The organism is Pollutimonas subterranea, assembly GCF_002849655.1.
In the GTDB taxonomy this organism is placed as follows: domain Bacteria; phylum Pseudomonadota; class Gammaproteobacteria; order Burkholderiales; family Burkholderiaceae_B; genus Pollutimonas; species Pollutimonas subterranea.
Window position 1 is genome coordinate 1 of record NZ_PDNW01000031.1, and the last position, 17,422, is coordinate 17,422.

A 17,422-nucleotide genomic window follows, 5' to 3' on the forward strand; every position below is an offset into this window, starting at 1 on the left:
ATCGTGACCGCCGATTCCGGTGGCCCCGGAAATCGGTCACGATAGACCGGAATGGGCGGTCACGATGGACCAGAATAGCCGGTCACGATAGACCGGAATCACTGGTCACGATAGGCCGGAATACCCACCTCTTCTATCTTTTCCGACGACACGCTGTCCATCGAGCCCCGGCACCACCGCGGCTATCAATTTGCCTGTATGAATAAACGTTCCCGGCAATGCGACAACGAAAATTTCGGCTTGCTGTTCGTCCGCACAGATTTGCAGAGCCTTTATGTCGAGGTGCTGTACATATCCCGTTCTGGAGGACTCCACCGAATAGGCTTCTGGCGGCAAACTGTGTGAATCCCGCAAGGGACGCCCGCCCAGGCAAGGAGCAGCAATGCGGTCGTTCATAGCGTTCCGAGCCACGTCCTCAACGCGTTGCGACGTCTCTGCCACCCTCCCAAGTCGAGACAAATATTCGATCCAACGCAGCAATGTGATGACGATTAGCGCGACCACCAATATGGTGACACCGAACAAAATCAGCCGGGCCTGCATATCAAAGTAACAGCCCCCTACTACTCCACCATTTCTTCGGCCCTGCCTGGTATCAGTCGGGGTTTTTTGTTGACCGGAGCGCCAGTGCTGGCGGGAGTTGTGGGTTTGGTCTGGCGAGCGGCCTGTCAGTCACCCTGATGGCCAGCGCCGGCCACTACAGCCTGGGCCTGGGCGACGAGGCGATCGATCAAAGTTTCAAGCTGCTCTATTTCCGTAGCGGTCAGGCACGACGTAATCTCGCGGTTCCGGCGGGCAATCACCTTCATGACCCGTCTCCATACGGTTTCGCCCTTCCCGGTCAGAGTAAGAACAACGCCGCGCCGATCGGTGACGCTTGCCGACTTCAACACCAGTGCCTGATTTACCAATGACTGGACGGCTCGGCTGGCCTGGCTTTTGTCGAGATTCGACCGCAGTGCCAGGTCATTCACGGATAAAGGGCTGAACGCACCTATGGCAGCCAGGCATCGCCCCTCGCTCATGGGAATTGCGGCGTCCTCAACATAGGCGGCTTGCGAGATCCGGTCGGTGAGTTTCGACCAAGTGTGCAATCGGTGTGTCAGGGTCCGATCTAGCGGAACTGGGTCTAACCGCGATGACATTCCGGTATACATCCTTATGGCTGGGTTGGCGACTGTAGAGCATACAACAGAGTATAAAACACGCGTAAACCCTCATATGAATGGCCTGCACAGTGGCGATATAGTTGCGCCTGCAACTTCTTAATTTGATCTAAATCAAGAATCCCAGGAACTATACATGCACCAACCCACTACCGAACCACGGCCGTCAATCTACTACGACTATAAGGTATACCAGCCATGGCTGCCTTCGGTTCATCCTCTTCAGGGTCGCAAAACGGTGGTGATTGCCGGAGCAGGCCCAGCTGGCATGGTCGCCGCGCTGGAGCTTGCTCGCCACGGCGTAGCGTGCGTCTTGCTGGAGGCGGAATTGCAAGTGTCCCAGGGCAGCCGCGCCATCGTATTTACGCGACGATCCATGGAAATTCTTCAGCAAGTCGGCGTGGCAGACCGCATTACGCAGAACGGTCTGCCATGGCGCTTCGGAAATTCCCACTACCGAAGCCAGCAGGTATTCCGTATGGAGGCGCCGCATAGTCCGGACGACCGTTTCTACCCGATGATCAACATTCAGCAGCAGTTTGTCGAAGAGTATTTGCTGGATGCGTGTATGGACAATCCGCTTATCGATGTTCGCTGGGGCAATCGAGTGACGGCGATAGAGCAAATGCAGGGTTATGCACGCGTTGAGATCGATACGCCCGAAGGTCCCTATACCCTGGAAGCAGACTGGGCCGTTGCCGCCGACGGTGCGCGCTCCGGCATACGCAGCGCGATGGGCCTGAAGATGGAGGGCGCGTCATACGAGGCTTTCTTCGTGATTGCCGACATTCGCATCGACCTGCCGCTGCCGACAGAGCGTCTTGCCTATTTCGATCCCGATTGGAACCCGGGAAACACCATTCTGATGCATCGCGAACCCTTGGGGATTTGGCGCGTGGATTACCAATTGCCCCCAGGGGAAACATCGGAAGAGGCGTTAAAGCCGGAGTCGCTCAAAAAGCGTATTGATGCGCAGTTGGCGATGATAGGGCATGAAGGCAAGAGCTGGGAAATGGACTGGTGCTCGGTATATTCGGCACGCAACCTTACCCTGCCCGACTACGTGCACGGCAACGTCCTGTTTACCGGCGACGCCGCCCATATGCTGCCGATTTTCGGGGTGCGCGGCGCCAATACCGGCTTTCAGGATGCTCAGTCATTGGGCTGGCACCTCGCGTTCTTCATCAAAGGGCTGGGCTGCAAAAAATTGCTCGGGAACTATAGCGCAGAGCGGGTGGGCGCCGCGCGGGAAATTATCGACGAGGCGGGCAAGAGCACACGCTTCATGGCGCCACCCACCAAAGGCTTTCGCCAATTGCGCGATGCTGTTCTGTCTTTATCCCTTACCGAGGAATTCGTTCGCCCGCTTTACCACTGGCGTACATCGCGGCCGCATGAATACACGAATTCGATGCTCAATAGCGTCGGCGACGATGACGCGCTCTTCACATCCGGCCCCGCCCATGGCGCACCGCCTCGAAACGTGCGCCTCGGAGCGGACGACTATTTGCTGGACCATCTGGGCGGAGGCTTTGAGCTCCTCTATTTCACGGCGCTAACGGCCATTCCCGAGGCGCTGCATAACGTGATCGCCGCCACGCGCGTCAAAGGCGTCCCACTGCGCGTCATTGTGGTTGGCGCGACGCAGCCAGTAACCGGCGCGGATAAGACCTTCGCTGACACCGAAGGCCGGTTCCGTGAACAGTATGGTGTACAGGCCCACGGCGCGGCGTATCTGCTGCGTCCCGACCAACACGTTTGCGCTCGTTGGCTGACGCTGGACGCGAGCCGCCTGCAGGCAGCCCTGAATGTCGCATTGCCAAACCAAGGAGAAGTGAAATGACGGCCATCCATGATGCATTAAGCATTCCCGGCCTGGAAACGGTCTATGACGCCCTGGCCACCGCAATCGACCAGGCAGGCGTTGAAAAAAGCGAACTTTTTCTGGTGAAGCTTGCGCTATTGAACGCCAACTCGTTAGCTGATCCAGCGGTGTTTGCCGACCATATCGCTCGCGCGCTGAAAAATCTATAACAGGGCCGCCGACATCCAATCACCATAAACGACACCGTCGTCATCCATGCCTGGTGCCAAAAACCCGGCGCGGCGCGGGTTGGCTTCGGCAAATGTATTGGCACAGTCCTTGGGGCTATCACCCCTTAAATTCCATCAATAAGCTCGGAGACACTAATGATACGTACAGCTAAAACTCTTCTCGTCACGACCTCAATCGCACTGGGCGCGATCGCGCATGCGCAAACGTGGCCCGATCAACCAATACGTTGGGTCGTCCCCTACCCCGCCGGCGGCGGTACCGATGTCGTGGCACGCAGCGTTGCCGGCGTCATCGAAAAATCATTGAAACAAACCATCATCATCGAAAACCGCCCCGGCGCCGGCACCAGCATTGGTGCGACCACCGTGGCCCGGGCCGAACCCAAAGGCTATGTGGTCGGTACGGCCGACTCGGGAACCCTTGCCTTCAACCCGGCCCTATACAGCAAGCTGACCTACGATCCAGCCACCTTCACCTATATTGGCGGTCTTGCCCGATTCCCGCTGATGCTGGCGGTGCGCTACGACTCGCCACTCAAGAGCGTTGAAGATGTCCTGGCCGCCGCCAAGGAAAAGCCATTGTCGGTTTCGTCGGCCGGTGCAGGTTCGCCGCATCACCTGGCGATGGAACTCTTCAAGCAACGAACCGGCGCGGATTTGCTGCACGTGCCCTACCAGGGCGCCGCTCCGGCCATTCAGGATCTCATTGGCGGCCAGGTCGACATGATGTTTATCGATGGCGGATCGGGACTGCCCAATGTTCGGGCCGGTAAGCTGCGTGTCCTGGCTACGGCCACCCCGGACCGTCTGGCTGCGGTGCCGGATGCGCCGACAATGATAGAAATGGGCTATTCCGGTTTCACCGCCTACGCATGGCAAGGCTTGGTCGGCCCGGCCGGCATGCCCGCTGACGTGGTCGCCAAACTGAACATGGAATTAGTCGCCGCGCTGCAAACGCCGGCGCTTGTGGAAAGAATCACCAACATGGGCGTAGAGCTCATGCCCATGTCCTCCGAGGAATTCAAAGCCTATGCTGAAAAAGAACGTGCACTTTGGGCTGACGTGATCGATAAGGCAGGCATCAAGCTCAACTGACGCTGGCTGACATGGCGGGGGCGCCACGATCCGAAAAGTTGTTGATCTTTACCGAGCCCTCAAGAAACCCCGCAACCACGTTGTTGTTTGAGGAAGCGCCAAGCTGCGGGGATACAGTTTTCCTTACCCTGCTGGTCGTTGTCCTCCGACGTCTCAGCCCAGCTCGAAGGTGGTTATGCCGTAGGTCCGTAACCATGACAGATCGGGCGGCTCGCGCGTGTACATGCGCGCTGTTTCAAAGACAGGCTTCATGCCATGGTTTTCTACCAGAGCAATGGCCCCGGGATTGCACTGCGGCACGTCCAGGTAAATGGGGGCTGAGTCTGTCACCGTTGCCGCGAGCGCCCGGAAAAGCGCTTGCGCTCCTTCCGCCGTGTCGGCAAACAGGGGACCGATTTTCCAGCCATGGCGACAAGCGCGGATGATCCCGCAGCCCGATAGGCCGTCGTTTGCGGCCAGCCCTAGGGCGACAGTGCCTGGCTGCTTGATCCAATAGCGCAAAAAAACATCGCGCGAGGTAGGGAAAAAAGCGCGGTCATAGGAGGCGATCATCGCGAAGGGCACGGCACTCAGCGGTACGATATCCGCCCACCCGGGTACCGAGTTTTGCCACTGGGCGGGATGCCACTGGCCCTCGTAGCGAATATTCCGGTGCGCGAATTGAAACCCAGAGCGGCGATAGTTTTCCTGCTGCTCCGGTACGCCGTCCAGCCCGATTGTCCGCTGGCCCATGGCCGCCATCGCGGCCTGCCAGATTTGGTAGCCATAGCCCCGCCCGCGGTAGGCCGGAGGCACGATGTAAAAGCCCAAAAAAGAGTAATTATCGTCATAGCGGACGACGGAGATGGCCGCCACGGGTGTGTCACCACGCAGGGCGATCAGAAAGCCCTCGGGGTCCGCGGCGAAGAACGCGTCGGCGTCGCGCAAACCGGGATTCCAACCTTCGCCAGCGGCCCAATCGAGCAGCAAGTCGAGTTCGGGGCGGCGCATCGGTCGGATAACGAGGCCGGTCTCTTTCGTGGCTTGAGGCATCGGGTCTCCTGTAGTCGGTTGTACACGCTCCAATGGCTCAGCCATCAGCATAGCACCAGCGCACCCTTCGGCGCGCCATTGCAAAAGCCCCATGTCAATTGAGTCCCTTCAGCATCGATGGCCGACTCCACCATACGAGCGCGATGAGGATCTAATCCACGCCCTTCTCCGCCATCAAGAGCTGGTAGTCACTGTCCGAGACAGGTACGAAGCCCTGCCTGTCGCGCCAAGCGAATAAGGGTTGCAGGTCGTCCTGTCGCTCAAAAAAAACGCGGTGAATTGCCTGTCTCACGGGCTCGCACAGGCCGACCTGATATACGAACGGATCAGCCGGAATCGGATCCGAACGCCAGATAATATGCAGTGCGTCCGCTGCCGGGCGCCCGTTGTACACACCTTCTTTGACGCGAGTGTCGGCGACAAACGCCGCAGCGACCCGGCCATTGAGTACGGCGTCTATCGCCAAGTCGTGAGAGCCCGCGAACGACACACGTCCAAACCAAGTTTCCAGGTGCATACCTGTCATACGCCGAACGGCTACCCTCGGCACGATACCGCCGGACGTGCTGACAGGATCAACCAGGCTCAGAGCGGATCCCCGCAACACGTCAAGCGACTGAATGCCGGCGTCCTTACGGGTGATCAAGACCGAATGATAGTTAGACGGTCCGCTTGCATCGATCTGTTTATGCAGCGATGCAAAAGCAGTAATGTTTGCGCCGCGATCCCTGGCCAGGGCGTACGAGCCAGGCCCCAGTTCGGCCAGGTCGATGCTGCCATCGAACAGTCCTTCGATCACAGCGCCATAGGAGCCGGCAGGCACCAGAACAACGTTTCGATCCAGCTCATCTTGCAGCGTTTCGATGAGCGCGTCATAGCGCCCCACGGCCGTCTGATCTTTCATCTGCGGGATAATTGCGAGGCGCAGGGTGGCAGGATTGCTGCATACCTGCTCTTGAGCTGCGCCTGCTGTCGCCGCAAACAGAAATACGGCACAAAGCCCAAATGCTATCTTGCTCATGTGGTTCCTCAGGATGGCGCGAGCACGCCGTTACGCAACAAGTCGCGGGCGCTGGCCGCCGGTACAGGCCGACTAAAGTAATAGCCTTGAGCCTGATCGCAACCTGCCGTCTTCAAATAGATGAGTTGCTCCAGCGTTTCGACACCTTCTGCGATAACCTGCATGCCCAGATTGTGTGCCAGCGAAATGATGGACGCGACCAACACTCCGTCGTGGGTACTGTTGCGAATATCACGGATAAATTGCTTATCGATCTTGATGATGTGGATAGGCAGGGTTCGCACATAACTGAGGCTTGAGAAGCCGCTACCAAAGTCGTCCAGCGATATCTGCACACCCAGGGCTTCCAGCCTTCGAAGCACCATGACAGTGGCTTCCAGCGACTTGAGAAGAACCGTTTCGGTGATCTCAATCTCGATCACGTCTGCTGGCACGTCGTGCTCGGTGAGCAGGCTCTCGATGCGGCTGGGCAACTCCTCGCGCTGCAGCTGTAGGGGCGACATATTGATCGCCAACGCCACACAGTCCAGTCCTTCCGCCTGCCAAGCCGCTTGCTGGCGGCAACATGAGCGAGCGACCCATTCACCCAACTCCACGATCAAACCGGTCTCTTCCGCAAGAGGAATGAAGTCATCGGGATAGACCAAGCCCAGCTCCGGATGCTGCCAGCGTACCAGGGCCTCGAAGCCTACAATCCTGAAGTCGGACAGGTTTACCTTGGGCTGGAAGTGCAGAACCAGTTCGTCCTCCGCAATGGCCTTGGGAAGACGCTGCTCCAGATTGAATCTCCGTTCGCTCGTAGAATTCAACCCCGTGTCATAGTAGGTGTAAGTGCTGCGTCCCTTGCGCTTGGACTCGTACATCGCCGCGTCAGCGTTCTTGCACAACGAGTCGAAATCCTGTCCATCACGTGGAAAGACAGCAATGCCGATACTAGGACTGACATGGATTTCCTGCCCATCCTGGGTTTTGAAAGGTTGGCTGACTTGGCTGATGATCTTGTCGGCAATCATCGGCAGGTCGTCGACGGACGCAAGACCCGTCAGGAGTATGGCAAATTCATCGCCCCCGAGGCGTGCAACGATATCGGAATCACGAAGGGATGCTCGCAAGCGTATGGCCACCGTCTGCAGCAGGATATCGCCAACGTGGTGCCCCAGCGTGTCGTTGACCAGCTTGAAGCGGTCCAGGTCCAGATACATCAGGACGTAATGGCCGCGATGCTGCCTGGCAGTGGCCAGATGGCTCATTGCCAGTTCAGTGAAAGTGCGTCGGTTGGGAAGCCCGGTAAGGTGATCGTGTGCAGCCAATAAGAAGGCGCGGCCCTTTTCATCCTCAAGCCGGGTAATGAGAGATCGATTCTTATCGTTGGACACCACCAGCGCGCCGAACAGCTTTCCATGTCGGCCTAAACCGCTGGCAATGAAGTAGGCACCTGCAATAATGATGATCGTCAGGATGCCCAGCGTAGACAACGAATGGGACCTGGCTTTCAGATGAGGCGCCAGGATATCCTGCATACTTCGGCTGACGACGAGCAAGAAAGAATAGCGCTCAGCACGATTGAAGCTCGACAGGTAGACGCGTCCGTCCTGAAACAGGTCCGTCATCAGCGAGCCCGTTGCCGCAGACTGGCCCGCGAACGTGACGAAATATCGTTTCCTGCTATTGAACACCAGACCTTCGGGTCGCCACTCCAACACTTCTTGCGCGTCCCCGGTCAGAATATGAATGATCCCGGACGTGCCGAACTCAATGCGTTGATAGACCTTCAGAAGGTAGCCCAGGTCGAACATCACCATCAGCATACCCACCGGCGTAGAGCCTGGTTTACCCACCGGAAATAGCAGCGGCATATGCCAGGCGTCTTCCGGCAAAGCGGACATCGCAGGCCATATCAAGCCCTTGAAATCCACGTCGGACACCGCTTGAAGCGCATCGCTTACGGCCGCTACCAGAAACGGATCGTCAGGCACAGGGGAAGAACTGTAGACACGCGTGGCTTCAACATCGTAGAGCGATATTCGCAGGAAAGCCGGATTCGCCGCGCGCATGGCGGTCAGGCGACTTGTCACTTCCGCGGGTGAGCCTTCCCTCCACTCCTTTGAAGTAAAGGCAATGGTACGCGCGCCATCCAAGAGCTGTTCGAGGTTTTCGGAAACGATGACGGACAGATTGTTTTGCTGCATCCGGGCTGTATCCACCGCCATCGCTTTGTTCGCCGCCAGCCATTGCAGTGTAATTCCCCATGTAAGAGCCAACACGATGAGCGAGAATCCGACAATGGCGGCCCGTAGCAGGCGCCAGTCGCTTCTCTTTAATAAAGCAAGCTACATAGGATGAACGAGCGGAAATAACGACCGCGTGCAGTAAATAGCTCTGCATTATCCTCTTCACGCGTGTCGGGAGCGTTACAAAAAGATAAGTTTTGCAAACCAGGACGTGAAATAAAGCGAATGATGACCAAATATCGATAAAGTCGATCTAAAGAGCGGTGCTAACATCGAGTCCATCGTCAGCATGTCCGCCGGCTTTGCCGGAAACCATCCATTCGGAGCACCAATCTTGAAATACCGAAAACTTGGCCACACTGGCATTGAAGTCAGTCTGATCGGCCTGGGCACTATGACCTGGGGCGAACAGAACACCGAATCCGAGGCCCATGAGCAGATCGATTATGCCTTGTCGCACGGCGTGAACCTGGTGGATGCCGCCGAAATGTATCCGGTGCCCCCCAAACCCGAGACGCAAGGCCGCACCGAAACATACATCGGTACCTGGCTGGCCAAAACAGGCCGGCGCAATGACATTGTGCTGGCCAGCAAGGTCTCGGGTCCCGCCACCGATCCCAAACGCCCGGGCCATATTCGTAACGGCCAGACGCACTTGGATCGCAAGAACATCACCGAAGCGCTGGACGCCAGCCTGAAGCGTCTGCAAACCGATTATCTTGACCTTTACCAGTTGCACTGGCCAGATCGCACCACAACCACATTCGGTCGTCCCAACTACCCTTGGAAAAACGACGCCCACACTGTGCCCATCCAGGAAACCCTGGAGGTGCTGCAAGACTTCATCAAAGCCGGCAAGGTACGCCATATTGGGGTATCCAACGAAACACCTTGGGGCGTAGCGCAATACCTGAAGCTTGCCGAAACGCAGAACCTGCCCCGCATCGTGTCCATCCAAAACCCCTACAACCTGCTTAACCGCAGTTACGAGAACGGTCTGTCGGAATTCAGTCATCTGGAAGGTGTGGGTCTGCTGGCGTACTCGCCATTAGGGATGGGTGTGCTGGCAGGCAAGTACCTGAACGGGGCTCGACCCGAGGGTGCCCGCATGACGCTATTTACGCGTTTTGACCGCTACATGAAGCCGCAGGCCGAACGCGCTACAAAAGAATATGTGCAGTTGGCACGGGATCAGGGGCTGTCGCCCGCGGCCATGGCATTGGCGTTTGTAAACCAACAGCCTTTTGTCACCAGCAACCTGATCGGCGCGACCCGTATTAGCCAGTTGAAAGAAAACATCGACAGCGTCGAGGTGACACTATCAAAAGAGGTGATGGATGCCATCCAGGCCATCCATCAGCGTTATCCGAATCCATCCCCCTGATTTAGGTATAAGTAATTCCGGGGCCGCCCAGCGATGCTTGGCGACAGTAACAGGCTGAGCGTTGAGTTCACGGGCTATGAGCCCGGCGGGCGGACAGCTCGCCCATATCCCCAATACAACAGGATGCAAATGTCATCAGATTCCTCTGCTCAGGCTTCGGCGGCGCCCACATACCGGACAAGCAAACGGCCGATCTTCGGTCTTGCGTTCGTCATTCTCTTTTTCATCATCACCGGTACGGTCTCCTACTTGAACATCACGGCTTTACGTGACGAGTCTCAACGGATTCAGGATACACATTCGGTGATCTTTGCGCTCGAGAAGGTATTCTCGACGTTGCAGGACGCTGAAACCGGGCAACGTGGATTTCTGTTGACGGGCAAACAAGAGTATCTGGCGCCTTACAATTCGGCACTGGCGGAAATCGGCCTGCGGCTGGACCGAGTGGAAGCGCTCACCAGCAATGATGCGAATCAACAGGTCAGGGTTACGCTGCTTCGCCAGCATGCCGAGACAAAGCTGAATCAGTTAAAGGTTGCTATCGACAGGCGTCATGTAGAGGGACCAACGTCGACACTCGATGCTGCCGCCAGCGATCGCGGCAAAGCCGCGATGGATGCTATCCGCACGCTAGTGGATTCGATGGGCCAAGAGCAAACGCGGCTGCGTCAATCCTGGATTGACGAAATGGCCAAGGCCTACCGGACGGCCTGGATCACTACCGTGCTTACCTGCTTGATAGGTGTGTTGCTGACGCTGACTGTCGGCGCGCTGATTCGCCGGGAAACCGTGACGCGGGAACGACAGCAGTGGTTGGAATCAGGACAGGCTCGTCTGGCGTCCGCCATGCTCGGCGACCAGGGAAGCCACGCTTTAGGCGAAAGCATCCTGAGCTTGCTGGTGAAACTTTTAGGTGCTCAGGGCGGCGCCTTGTTCGTGGAGGAGAACGGTCAATACCGTCGCATCGCCACCGACGGCGTGCCGCCGGACGCCAAAGTGATGGATCGATTCTCCTTGAAAGAAGGATTGTTGGGCCGGGTGGCGGCGGATCGCGAATCAACCATTCTGAGCGATATTCCTGACGGCTATCTCACCATTGGCTCTGCACTCGGGCAAGACAAGCCCCGCCATTTGCTCATTTCTCCCGCAGTTGCGGATGACATCGTCCACGGAGTTATAGAACTGGGCTTTTTCCACCCTGTAGGCAAGCAAGTGCTGGCCTTCCTGGATGAGGCGTCGGCGTCGATTGGAACAGCCCTGAGGTCGGCCCAACTTCGTACTTCGCTACAGAATCTACTTGAAGAGACCCAGCGGCAGTCAGAGGAACTTCAGGCGCAAAGCGAAGAGCTACGGGTATCCAACGAAGAGCTCGAGGAGCGCGGACGGGCGCTCCAGGAATCACAGGGCCGTCTCGAGCAACAACAGGCGGAACTGGAGCAGACCAATTCGCAGTTGGAGCAACAAGCGCAGCAGCTGGAAGCCCAGCGGGACATTCTGGAGCGGTCCAACGCCGCGGTGGCCCTGAAGGCACGCGAGCTCGAACGAGCGAGCCGCTACAAGTCGGATTTCCTGGCCAATATGTCGCATGAACTCAGGACGCCACTTAATTCGCTGCTGATCCTGTCCAAACTTCTCGGCGACAATCCTGGCGGTAATCTTACCGAAGAGCAAGTCAAATACGCCTATACGATTCAATCATCGGGCAACGATTTGCTCACGTTGATAAACGACATCCTGGATTTGGCCAAGATCGAGGCCGGACACGTCCAAGTGCAGCCGGGATCAGTGTCGCTCGAAGGTTTGGGCGTGAGCATGCGGCACCTCTTCCAACCTGTCGCCGATGAACGTGGATTGCGCTTCAGCATCCACGGTATAACCGATTGCCCGCCTGTGATCGACACCGATCGCCAGCGTCTCGAACAGATCTTGAAGAACCTGCTGTCTAATGCCTTCAAATTCACCGAAGCCGGCAGCGTCGAATTGTCCATGAGTTGCGATGACAAGGATCGCATTGCCTTTACGATCATCGATTCCGGCATTGGCATCGTCGAAGACAAGCTACGTGAAATTTTCGAGGCGTTCCAGCAAGCCGACAGCACGATCGATCGCAAGTACGGTGGCACAGGACTTGGCCTGTCGATCTCGCGCGAACTGGCTCGCCTGCTGGGCGGCAGAATCACCGTCAGCAGCAAGCCCGGTGAAGGCAGTCGATTCACCTTATCGATTCCGCTGTCGTATGATCCCGCCTTGGTGTCTCCACGCCCGCAACTTGAGCCCCAACGCAGGGACATCCAGATCGCGCCGAAACCCGAAACCGCGCCAAAACCGAAGATGCAAACTCGGAAGATCGCGGACGACCGCGACAGCCTCAACCAGGTAGCGCTGGTGCTGCTCGTCGTCGAGGATGACAATGCCTTTTCAAGCATTGTCCGGGATCTGGCCCATGAAATGGGCTTCCAATGCCTTGTGGCAGCATCGGCCGAGGAAGCCCTCGACCTGGCGGCCGAGCATAGGCCTCATGCGGTCGTGCTCGATGTAGGCCTGCCCGACCAATCAGGCCTCGCCGTGCTGGATCAGCTAAAAGGGAACATCAGGACACGGCACATTCCGGTACACGTCGTGTCCGCACACGACCATGCCCATACCGCGTTGTCGCTGGGAGCAATCGGGTATCTTGTCAAGCCGGTCAAGCGAGAGGAACTCGCAAGAGCCCTTGAGGCGCTCGCCGCAAAGCTGGCCGGTGCCGTGCGCCGAGTGCTTATCGTCGAGGACGATCCCATTCAACGTGAAGCCGTCTCGACGCTGCTCGCGTCGGGCGACGTCGAAACCGTGGCCGTCGGCACCGCTGCCGAGTGTCTGGAGCGTTTGCGCGACGAGACCTTCGATTGCATGGTGCTGGACCTCACGTTGCCGGATACGTCCGGGTTTGCGCTACTGGAAAAGTTGAGCGCGGACCACAACATGTCCTTCCCGCCAGTCATCGTCTATACCGGTCATGATCTGTCAGCAGATGACGAGCAACGCCTGCGCCGTTATTCGGACTCGATCATCATTAAGGGCGCCCGCTCGCCGGAGCGATTGCTTGACGAGGTCTCGCTGTTTCTGCACCAGGTGGTGACCGAGCTGCCCCCAGAGCACCAGAAAATGATTCAGAAAGCACGCGGTCGGGACGCCCTTCTGGAAGGACGGCGCATTCTGGTGGTCGAAGACGATGTCCGCAACATCTACTCGCTCACCAATATCCTCGAGCCGCGTGGAGCAAGCATTGAGATAGCCAGGAACGGCCGGGAAGCCATCGCCGCGCTCGACAAATCCGTACGCGAAGGCGGAAAGACCATCGATCTTGTGCTCATGGACGTCATGATGCCGGTGATGGACGGCCTGACGGCGACGCGCGAAATTCGCAAGGACGACCGATGGAAGAAGCTTCCCATCATCACCTTGACTGCCAAGGCCATGTCGGATGACCAGCAGCGTTGTATCGATGCCGGCGCAAACGACTACATGGCCAAGCCGCTGGACGTAGACAAGCTGTTGTCGCTCGTGCGTGTGTGGATGCCGAGATAAACCGATGTCAGACGCTATTGAGGATATTGAAATCCGCCTGCTGCTGGAAGCGCTCCATCAGCGCTACCACTACGACTTTCGCAGCTACGCTCGCGCATCGATCAAGCGGCGCCTTCGGCAGGCCCGCGAAGAGCTCGGATTCGCGAATTTTTCGTCCATGCAGGAGAGACTGCTGTACGACGCAAGTTTGCTGCCGCGTCTGCTTCGATACTTGACCGTGCAGGTCAGCGAGATGTTCCGCGACCCTTCGTACTTCCGTGCGATCCGAGAAAAGGTGGTACCGCATCTGCGAACCTATCCCTCCCTTAAACTATGGATTGCCGGATGCAGTGCAGGAGAGGAGCTTTACTCTTTCGTCATCCTGTTCCGGGAAGAAGGTCTCGAAGAACGCACCCTGTTTTATGCCACCGACATCAATCCGGACGCGCTTGATCGGGCTGAAAGCGGAATCTATTCGCTGGACCGTATCAAGTCGTTCACGGAGAATCACCGGATGTCCGGCGGCAAATCATCGCTTTCCGACTACTACAGCTCGGCCTACGGTAACGCCATCTTCGACAAAAGCTTGCGCAAACGGGTCGTATTCTCGGATCACAGCCTCGTCACCGACGCCGTGTTCGGCGAGATGAATCTGATTTCCTGCCGCAACGTGCTGATTTATTTCGATCGTGACCTGCAGGATCGCGCCCTGGGACTCTTTCGCGATTCCCTCGCACGGCAAGGGTTTCTGGGTCTCGGCGCCAAGGAGAGCTTGCGTTTCTCGTGCCATGCCGAAGGTTTCGGAGAGTTTGTACGGGAAGAAAAACTCTATCAAAGGCGCGAGCCATGAGCGGCACCATTGCCCGTGCCGTCGTCATCGGCGCTTCTGCCGGCGCCATCCAAGCGCTGTCGGAAATCCTGCCTGCCCTGCCCGCCAATTTTGCGCTTCCAATACTTATTGTGGTGCATGTTCCGGCCGATCGCAGCAACATCCTGGCGCCCTTGTTCGACAAAAAATGCCAGATGGCTGTTCGCGAGGCAGAAGACAAGGAACCGGCACTTGGCGGCGTCATTTACTTCGCGCCGCCGGGCTATCACCTGCTCGTTGAAACGACAGGGACGCTTTCCTTATCAAGCGATGAAGAAGTGCTGTATTCTCGTCCCTCGATCGACGTATTATTCGAGAGCGCGGCAGACGCCTATGGGCCCGCCCTCATCGGTATCATACTTACCGGCGCCAATAGCGACGGAGCAAAAGGCTTGAAGGCGATTGCGGCCGCGGGCGGCACGGCATTGGTCCAGGAACCCGACAACGCGTATGCAAGCGCAATGCCCCAGACGGCGCTAGCGGAATGTGCGTCAGCGCGCGCAATGTCGCTCGCCCAGATTGCAAACTTTCTCATAAAGGAATTCGAAGAATGACAAGTTTGACCGATCCAGTTCATTTTCTACTGGTCGATGACCTCGAGGAGAACCTGCTGTCGCTGGAAGCGCTGCTCAAGCGCGACGGCTTGGTCATGCTTAAGGCTAAGTCGGGTGAAGAGGCGCTGGAACTGCTGTTGCAGCACGAGGTTGCGTTAGCCTTACTGGACGTGCAGATGCCGGGAATGGACGGATTCGCATTGGCGGAGTTCATGCGGGGCAGCGAGCGTACTCGTCACATTCCAATCATTTTTGTCACGGCGGGATCGGGAGACACGCAGCGCCGCTTTCGCGGTTATGAAGCGGGCGCAGTTGATTTCATTCAGAAACCCATCGAAGCCGACATCCTGCGCAGCAAGGCCAACGTATTCTTCGACTTGTACCGGCAGCGCAAACAGATTGCCGGCCAACGCGACGAGCTGAAAGCCGTCTCGGAGGCATTGCGCGAGGCGGACCGCCGCAAGGATGAATTCCTGGCTGTGCTCGGGCATGAGCTGCGCAACCCACTCGCCGTCATCAACGTAGGCGTTGAACTTCTGCGGAAACGCAGGGACCCGGACGCCGCCGAAGTCATTCGTGGACAGATAGAACGACAGGTTTTCCATCTTGCCCGTCTTATCGATGATCTGCTCGACATCGCGCGGATCAGCGAGGGCAAGATCTCGCTGCGCAAGCAACGGATCGAGCTGAAAAGCATTCTGCAATCCGCAATAGAGACGAGTCAACCGAACTTTGACGCTGCGGGACACACGTTCACGGCTCAATTTCCCGACGAGCCGGTCTGGCTGGAGGCGGACCATACACGGCTTGCGCAAGTCGTCGCAAACCTCCTGAACAATGCCGCCAAATACACACCGCCCGGCGGCACCATTACGCTTGTGGCGCGTTGCCCCTCGAATCATGTCGAGATCGAAGTCAAGGACAACGGCATTGGCATCCCCCACGATATGCAGGCCAGCATCTTCGAAATTTTCACGCAGGTGGCAGACCATCAGAACCACGCGGCGGGAGGACTGGGCATCGGACTTGCACTGGTGCAGCAGCTTGTCGCCTTGCATGGCGGCTCCATCGCGGTCCAAAGTGGTGGCCCCGGCAGCGGCAGTACGTTCGTGATCAAGATTCCGCTCGAAGACGGAGCTGCTGATGCATCGAACACCGACGTCGGCGTTGCGCTGATGGAGAATGACGGGCCGAACTGAAGCAGACGTCTGCAGGAAGCAGTTCCCCCCCAAGGCCGGCCTAATGTCCGATTGACCCTCCTTGATCCGCCTCCTACGCTGCGTTGATCGCCTACGCAGGCATAAGGGGCCAAGGAGAGCATCATGCGACATATTGCCGTAGCCGTATCGTTAACCGCATTTAGCGCCGCCTCGGCGGCACAGTCCCTGGACTGGGGGAGCGTCCTGCAGCAGGGCGTGAATGAAGTCATCCGATCGATGAATACGCCGTCGGCGCCGGCTCCTTATTCGACCCCGCCGGTTTACAAACCCTCAGCACCCTCTTCGTCTCCGTCTTCGTCACCGAGCTCGCCTAAGGTTTCCAAGGCGCGATCCGCATCGGAGCAAAACGTGGATGCCCGTATCGCGGACAACATGCTCGGCAACCCTGCCGAATTCCGCAGCTTTCTCAATCGACTCAAAAAGGCGGTCGCCGCATCCGATAAGCGAACACTGGCGAAAATGATGGACTACCCCTTGCGTGTCTCGCGCGACGATATCAAGGTGTTCACGGAAAAGGACTTCACCGATAATTTCGATAGTATCTTCACACCTCCCGTCGTTGCCGCGGTGAAGAAACAATCCTATGCCGATTTGTTTGTCAGGGATCAGGGCGCTTCAGTGGGCAACGGTGTGGTTTGGTTCACAGGCGTCTGTGCGGACAAGTCTTGCAATCGACGCATCCCCAAGGTGGTGACCGTTAATACGCCGGCTACGGCTGCCGGCACGACAAAGAAAGTGCCCGCCCTACCGTCCACGACAGCCCGGCGTGCAGGTGCCCACGCCATTGCAGGCTCATCACTGCCGGCAGACCTTGTTCCCGGACAATTTGGTCCGTGCAGGAACATACCGGTCAAGTCCGGGCCTGGCTTGTTGACAATAACGGGAGCCCTGGAACCGGATGGTGCAGATTGCTACCGTTTTACCGGACGAACCGGCCAGACGGTGCGCATCGAGCTGGTATCGGTGGCTGCCGGATTCAACATCGATGGACTTGCGGAAAATAGATACGAGCTTGAGTTCAAAGCAAGAAACCAGGTCTATGACATCATGCTGGCCCACACCTTCCCCAACTCGCCCTTAGATCACTATGAGCTTCACGTTTCGTTTAAGTAGGCAATGAGGGCCCCCTCTGTCACAATAGATGTCCGGTCACTTGAACCTAATAGATGAGGGGGCGGTTGGAGTGTTTTCATGTCCGCCTATAGCCCTGAGCTCAAAGAGCAAATCGTCAGGAAAATGATGCCACCTAA

At 57.5% G+C, this 17,422-nt stretch carries 14 protein-coding genes; 9 read left to right on the forward strand and 5 right to left on the reverse strand.

From position 1 onward, the window contains the following. Positions 1 to 105: 105 nt before the first annotated feature. Together CR159_RS20390 and CR159_RS20395 are read right to left on the reverse strand one after the other, a co-directional pair. Positions 106 to 543 (reverse strand): DUF2254 family protein, encoded by a 438-nt coding sequence (locus tag CR159_RS20390; RefSeq protein WP_102075784.1) that lies wholly within the window; start codon positions 541 to 543, stop codon positions 106 to 108. A 125-nt stretch (positions 544 to 668) separates the two neighbouring features. After that, positions 669 to 1,094 (reverse strand): MarR family winged helix-turn-helix transcriptional regulator, encoded by a 426-nt coding sequence (locus tag CR159_RS20395; RefSeq protein WP_369406272.1) that lies wholly within the window; start codon positions 1,092 to 1,094, stop codon positions 669 to 671. Between the two features lie 208 nt (positions 1,095 to 1,302). Here CR159_RS20395 and CR159_RS20400 point away from each other — a divergent pair, with 208 nt between their 5' ends. From CR159_RS20400 to CR159_RS20410, 3 genes are all read left to right on the forward strand, one after another. Next, on the forward strand, positions 1,303 to 3,009 hold the full coding sequence (locus tag CR159_RS20400) for an FAD-dependent monooxygenase (RefSeq protein WP_102075785.1): 1,707 nt from the start codon (positions 1,303 to 1,305) through the stop codon (positions 3,007 to 3,009). Further along, positions 3,006 to 3,200 carry a DUF2783 domain-containing protein gene (locus tag CR159_RS20405; protein WP_102075786.1) on the forward strand — a complete coding sequence of 65 codons (195 nt, stop codon included), beginning with the start codon at positions 3,006 to 3,008 and terminating at the stop codon, positions 3,198 to 3,200. Before CR159_RS20400 ends, CR159_RS20405 begins: the two co-directional genes overlap by 4 nt. Before the next feature lie 156 nt (positions 3,201 to 3,356). Continuing rightward, positions 3,357 to 4,316: a Bug family tripartite tricarboxylate transporter substrate binding protein gene (locus tag CR159_RS20410; protein ID WP_102075787.1), complete on the forward strand. Its 960-nt coding sequence runs from the start codon at positions 3,357 to 3,359 to the stop codon at positions 4,314 to 4,316. 153 nt (positions 4,317 to 4,469) lie between these two features. Here CR159_RS20410 and CR159_RS20415 read toward each other — a convergent pair whose 3' ends face one another. From CR159_RS20415 to CR159_RS20425, 3 genes are all read right to left on the reverse strand, one after another. Then, the gene (locus CR159_RS20415; RefSeq protein ID WP_233208433.1) at positions 4,470 to 5,348 is read right to left on the reverse strand and encodes a GNAT family N-acetyltransferase; all 879 of its coding nucleotides are present in this window, start codon (positions 5,346 to 5,348) and stop codon (positions 4,470 to 4,472) included. Between the two features lie 151 nt (positions 5,349 to 5,499). After that, on the reverse strand, positions 5,500 to 6,369 hold the full coding sequence (phnD, locus tag CR159_RS20420; RefSeq protein ID WP_102075788.1) for a phosphate/phosphite/phosphonate ABC transporter substrate-binding protein: 870 nt from the start codon (positions 6,367 to 6,369) through the stop codon (positions 5,500 to 5,502). A gap of 8 nt (positions 6,370 to 6,377) precedes the next feature. Continuing rightward, positions 6,378 to 8,633: a bifunctional diguanylate cyclase/phosphodiesterase gene (locus CR159_RS20425; protein ID WP_233208434.1), complete on the reverse strand. Its 2,256-nt coding sequence runs from the start codon at positions 8,631 to 8,633 to the stop codon at positions 6,378 to 6,380. A 301-nt stretch (positions 8,634 to 8,934) separates the two neighbouring features. On the opposite strand from CR159_RS20425, the gene CR159_RS20430 reads away from it, so the two are divergent. From CR159_RS20430 to CR159_RS20455, 6 genes are all read left to right on the forward strand, one after another. Then, positions 8,935 to 9,984: an NADP(H)-dependent aldo-keto reductase gene (locus tag CR159_RS20430; RefSeq protein WP_102075797.1), complete on the forward strand. Its 1,050-nt coding sequence runs from the start codon at positions 8,935 to 8,937 to the stop codon at positions 9,982 to 9,984. A gap of 129 nt (positions 9,985 to 10,113) precedes the next feature. Next, positions 10,114 to 13,551 carry a response regulator gene (locus tag CR159_RS20435; protein WP_199173380.1) on the forward strand — a complete coding sequence of 1,146 codons (3,438 nt, stop codon included), beginning with the start codon at positions 10,114 to 10,116 and terminating at the stop codon, positions 13,549 to 13,551. A 4-nt stretch (positions 13,552 to 13,555) separates the two neighbouring features. Continuing rightward, on the forward strand, positions 13,556 to 14,380 hold the full coding sequence (locus CR159_RS20440; RefSeq protein WP_102075790.1) for a CheR family methyltransferase: 825 nt from the start codon (positions 13,556 to 13,558) through the stop codon (positions 14,378 to 14,380). Beyond that, on the forward strand, positions 14,377 to 14,952 hold the full coding sequence (locus tag CR159_RS20445) for a chemotaxis protein CheB (protein WP_102075791.1): 576 nt from the start codon (positions 14,377 to 14,379) through the stop codon (positions 14,950 to 14,952). The genes CR159_RS20440 and CR159_RS20445 overlap by 4 nt, the downstream gene beginning before the upstream one ends. Further along, the gene (locus tag CR159_RS20450; RefSeq protein WP_102075792.1) at positions 14,949 to 16,151 is read left to right on the forward strand and encodes a hybrid sensor histidine kinase/response regulator; all 1,203 of its coding nucleotides are present in this window, start codon (positions 14,949 to 14,951) and stop codon (positions 16,149 to 16,151) included. Before CR159_RS20445 ends, CR159_RS20450 begins: the two co-directional genes overlap by 4 nt. A gap of 123 nt (positions 16,152 to 16,274) precedes the next feature. Beyond that, a complete protein-coding gene (locus tag CR159_RS20455; protein WP_102075793.1) occupies positions 16,275 to 17,285 on the forward strand; it encodes a hypothetical protein in 1,011 nt (336 codons plus the stop codon). Positions 17,286 to 17,422 lie beyond the last annotated feature (137 nt).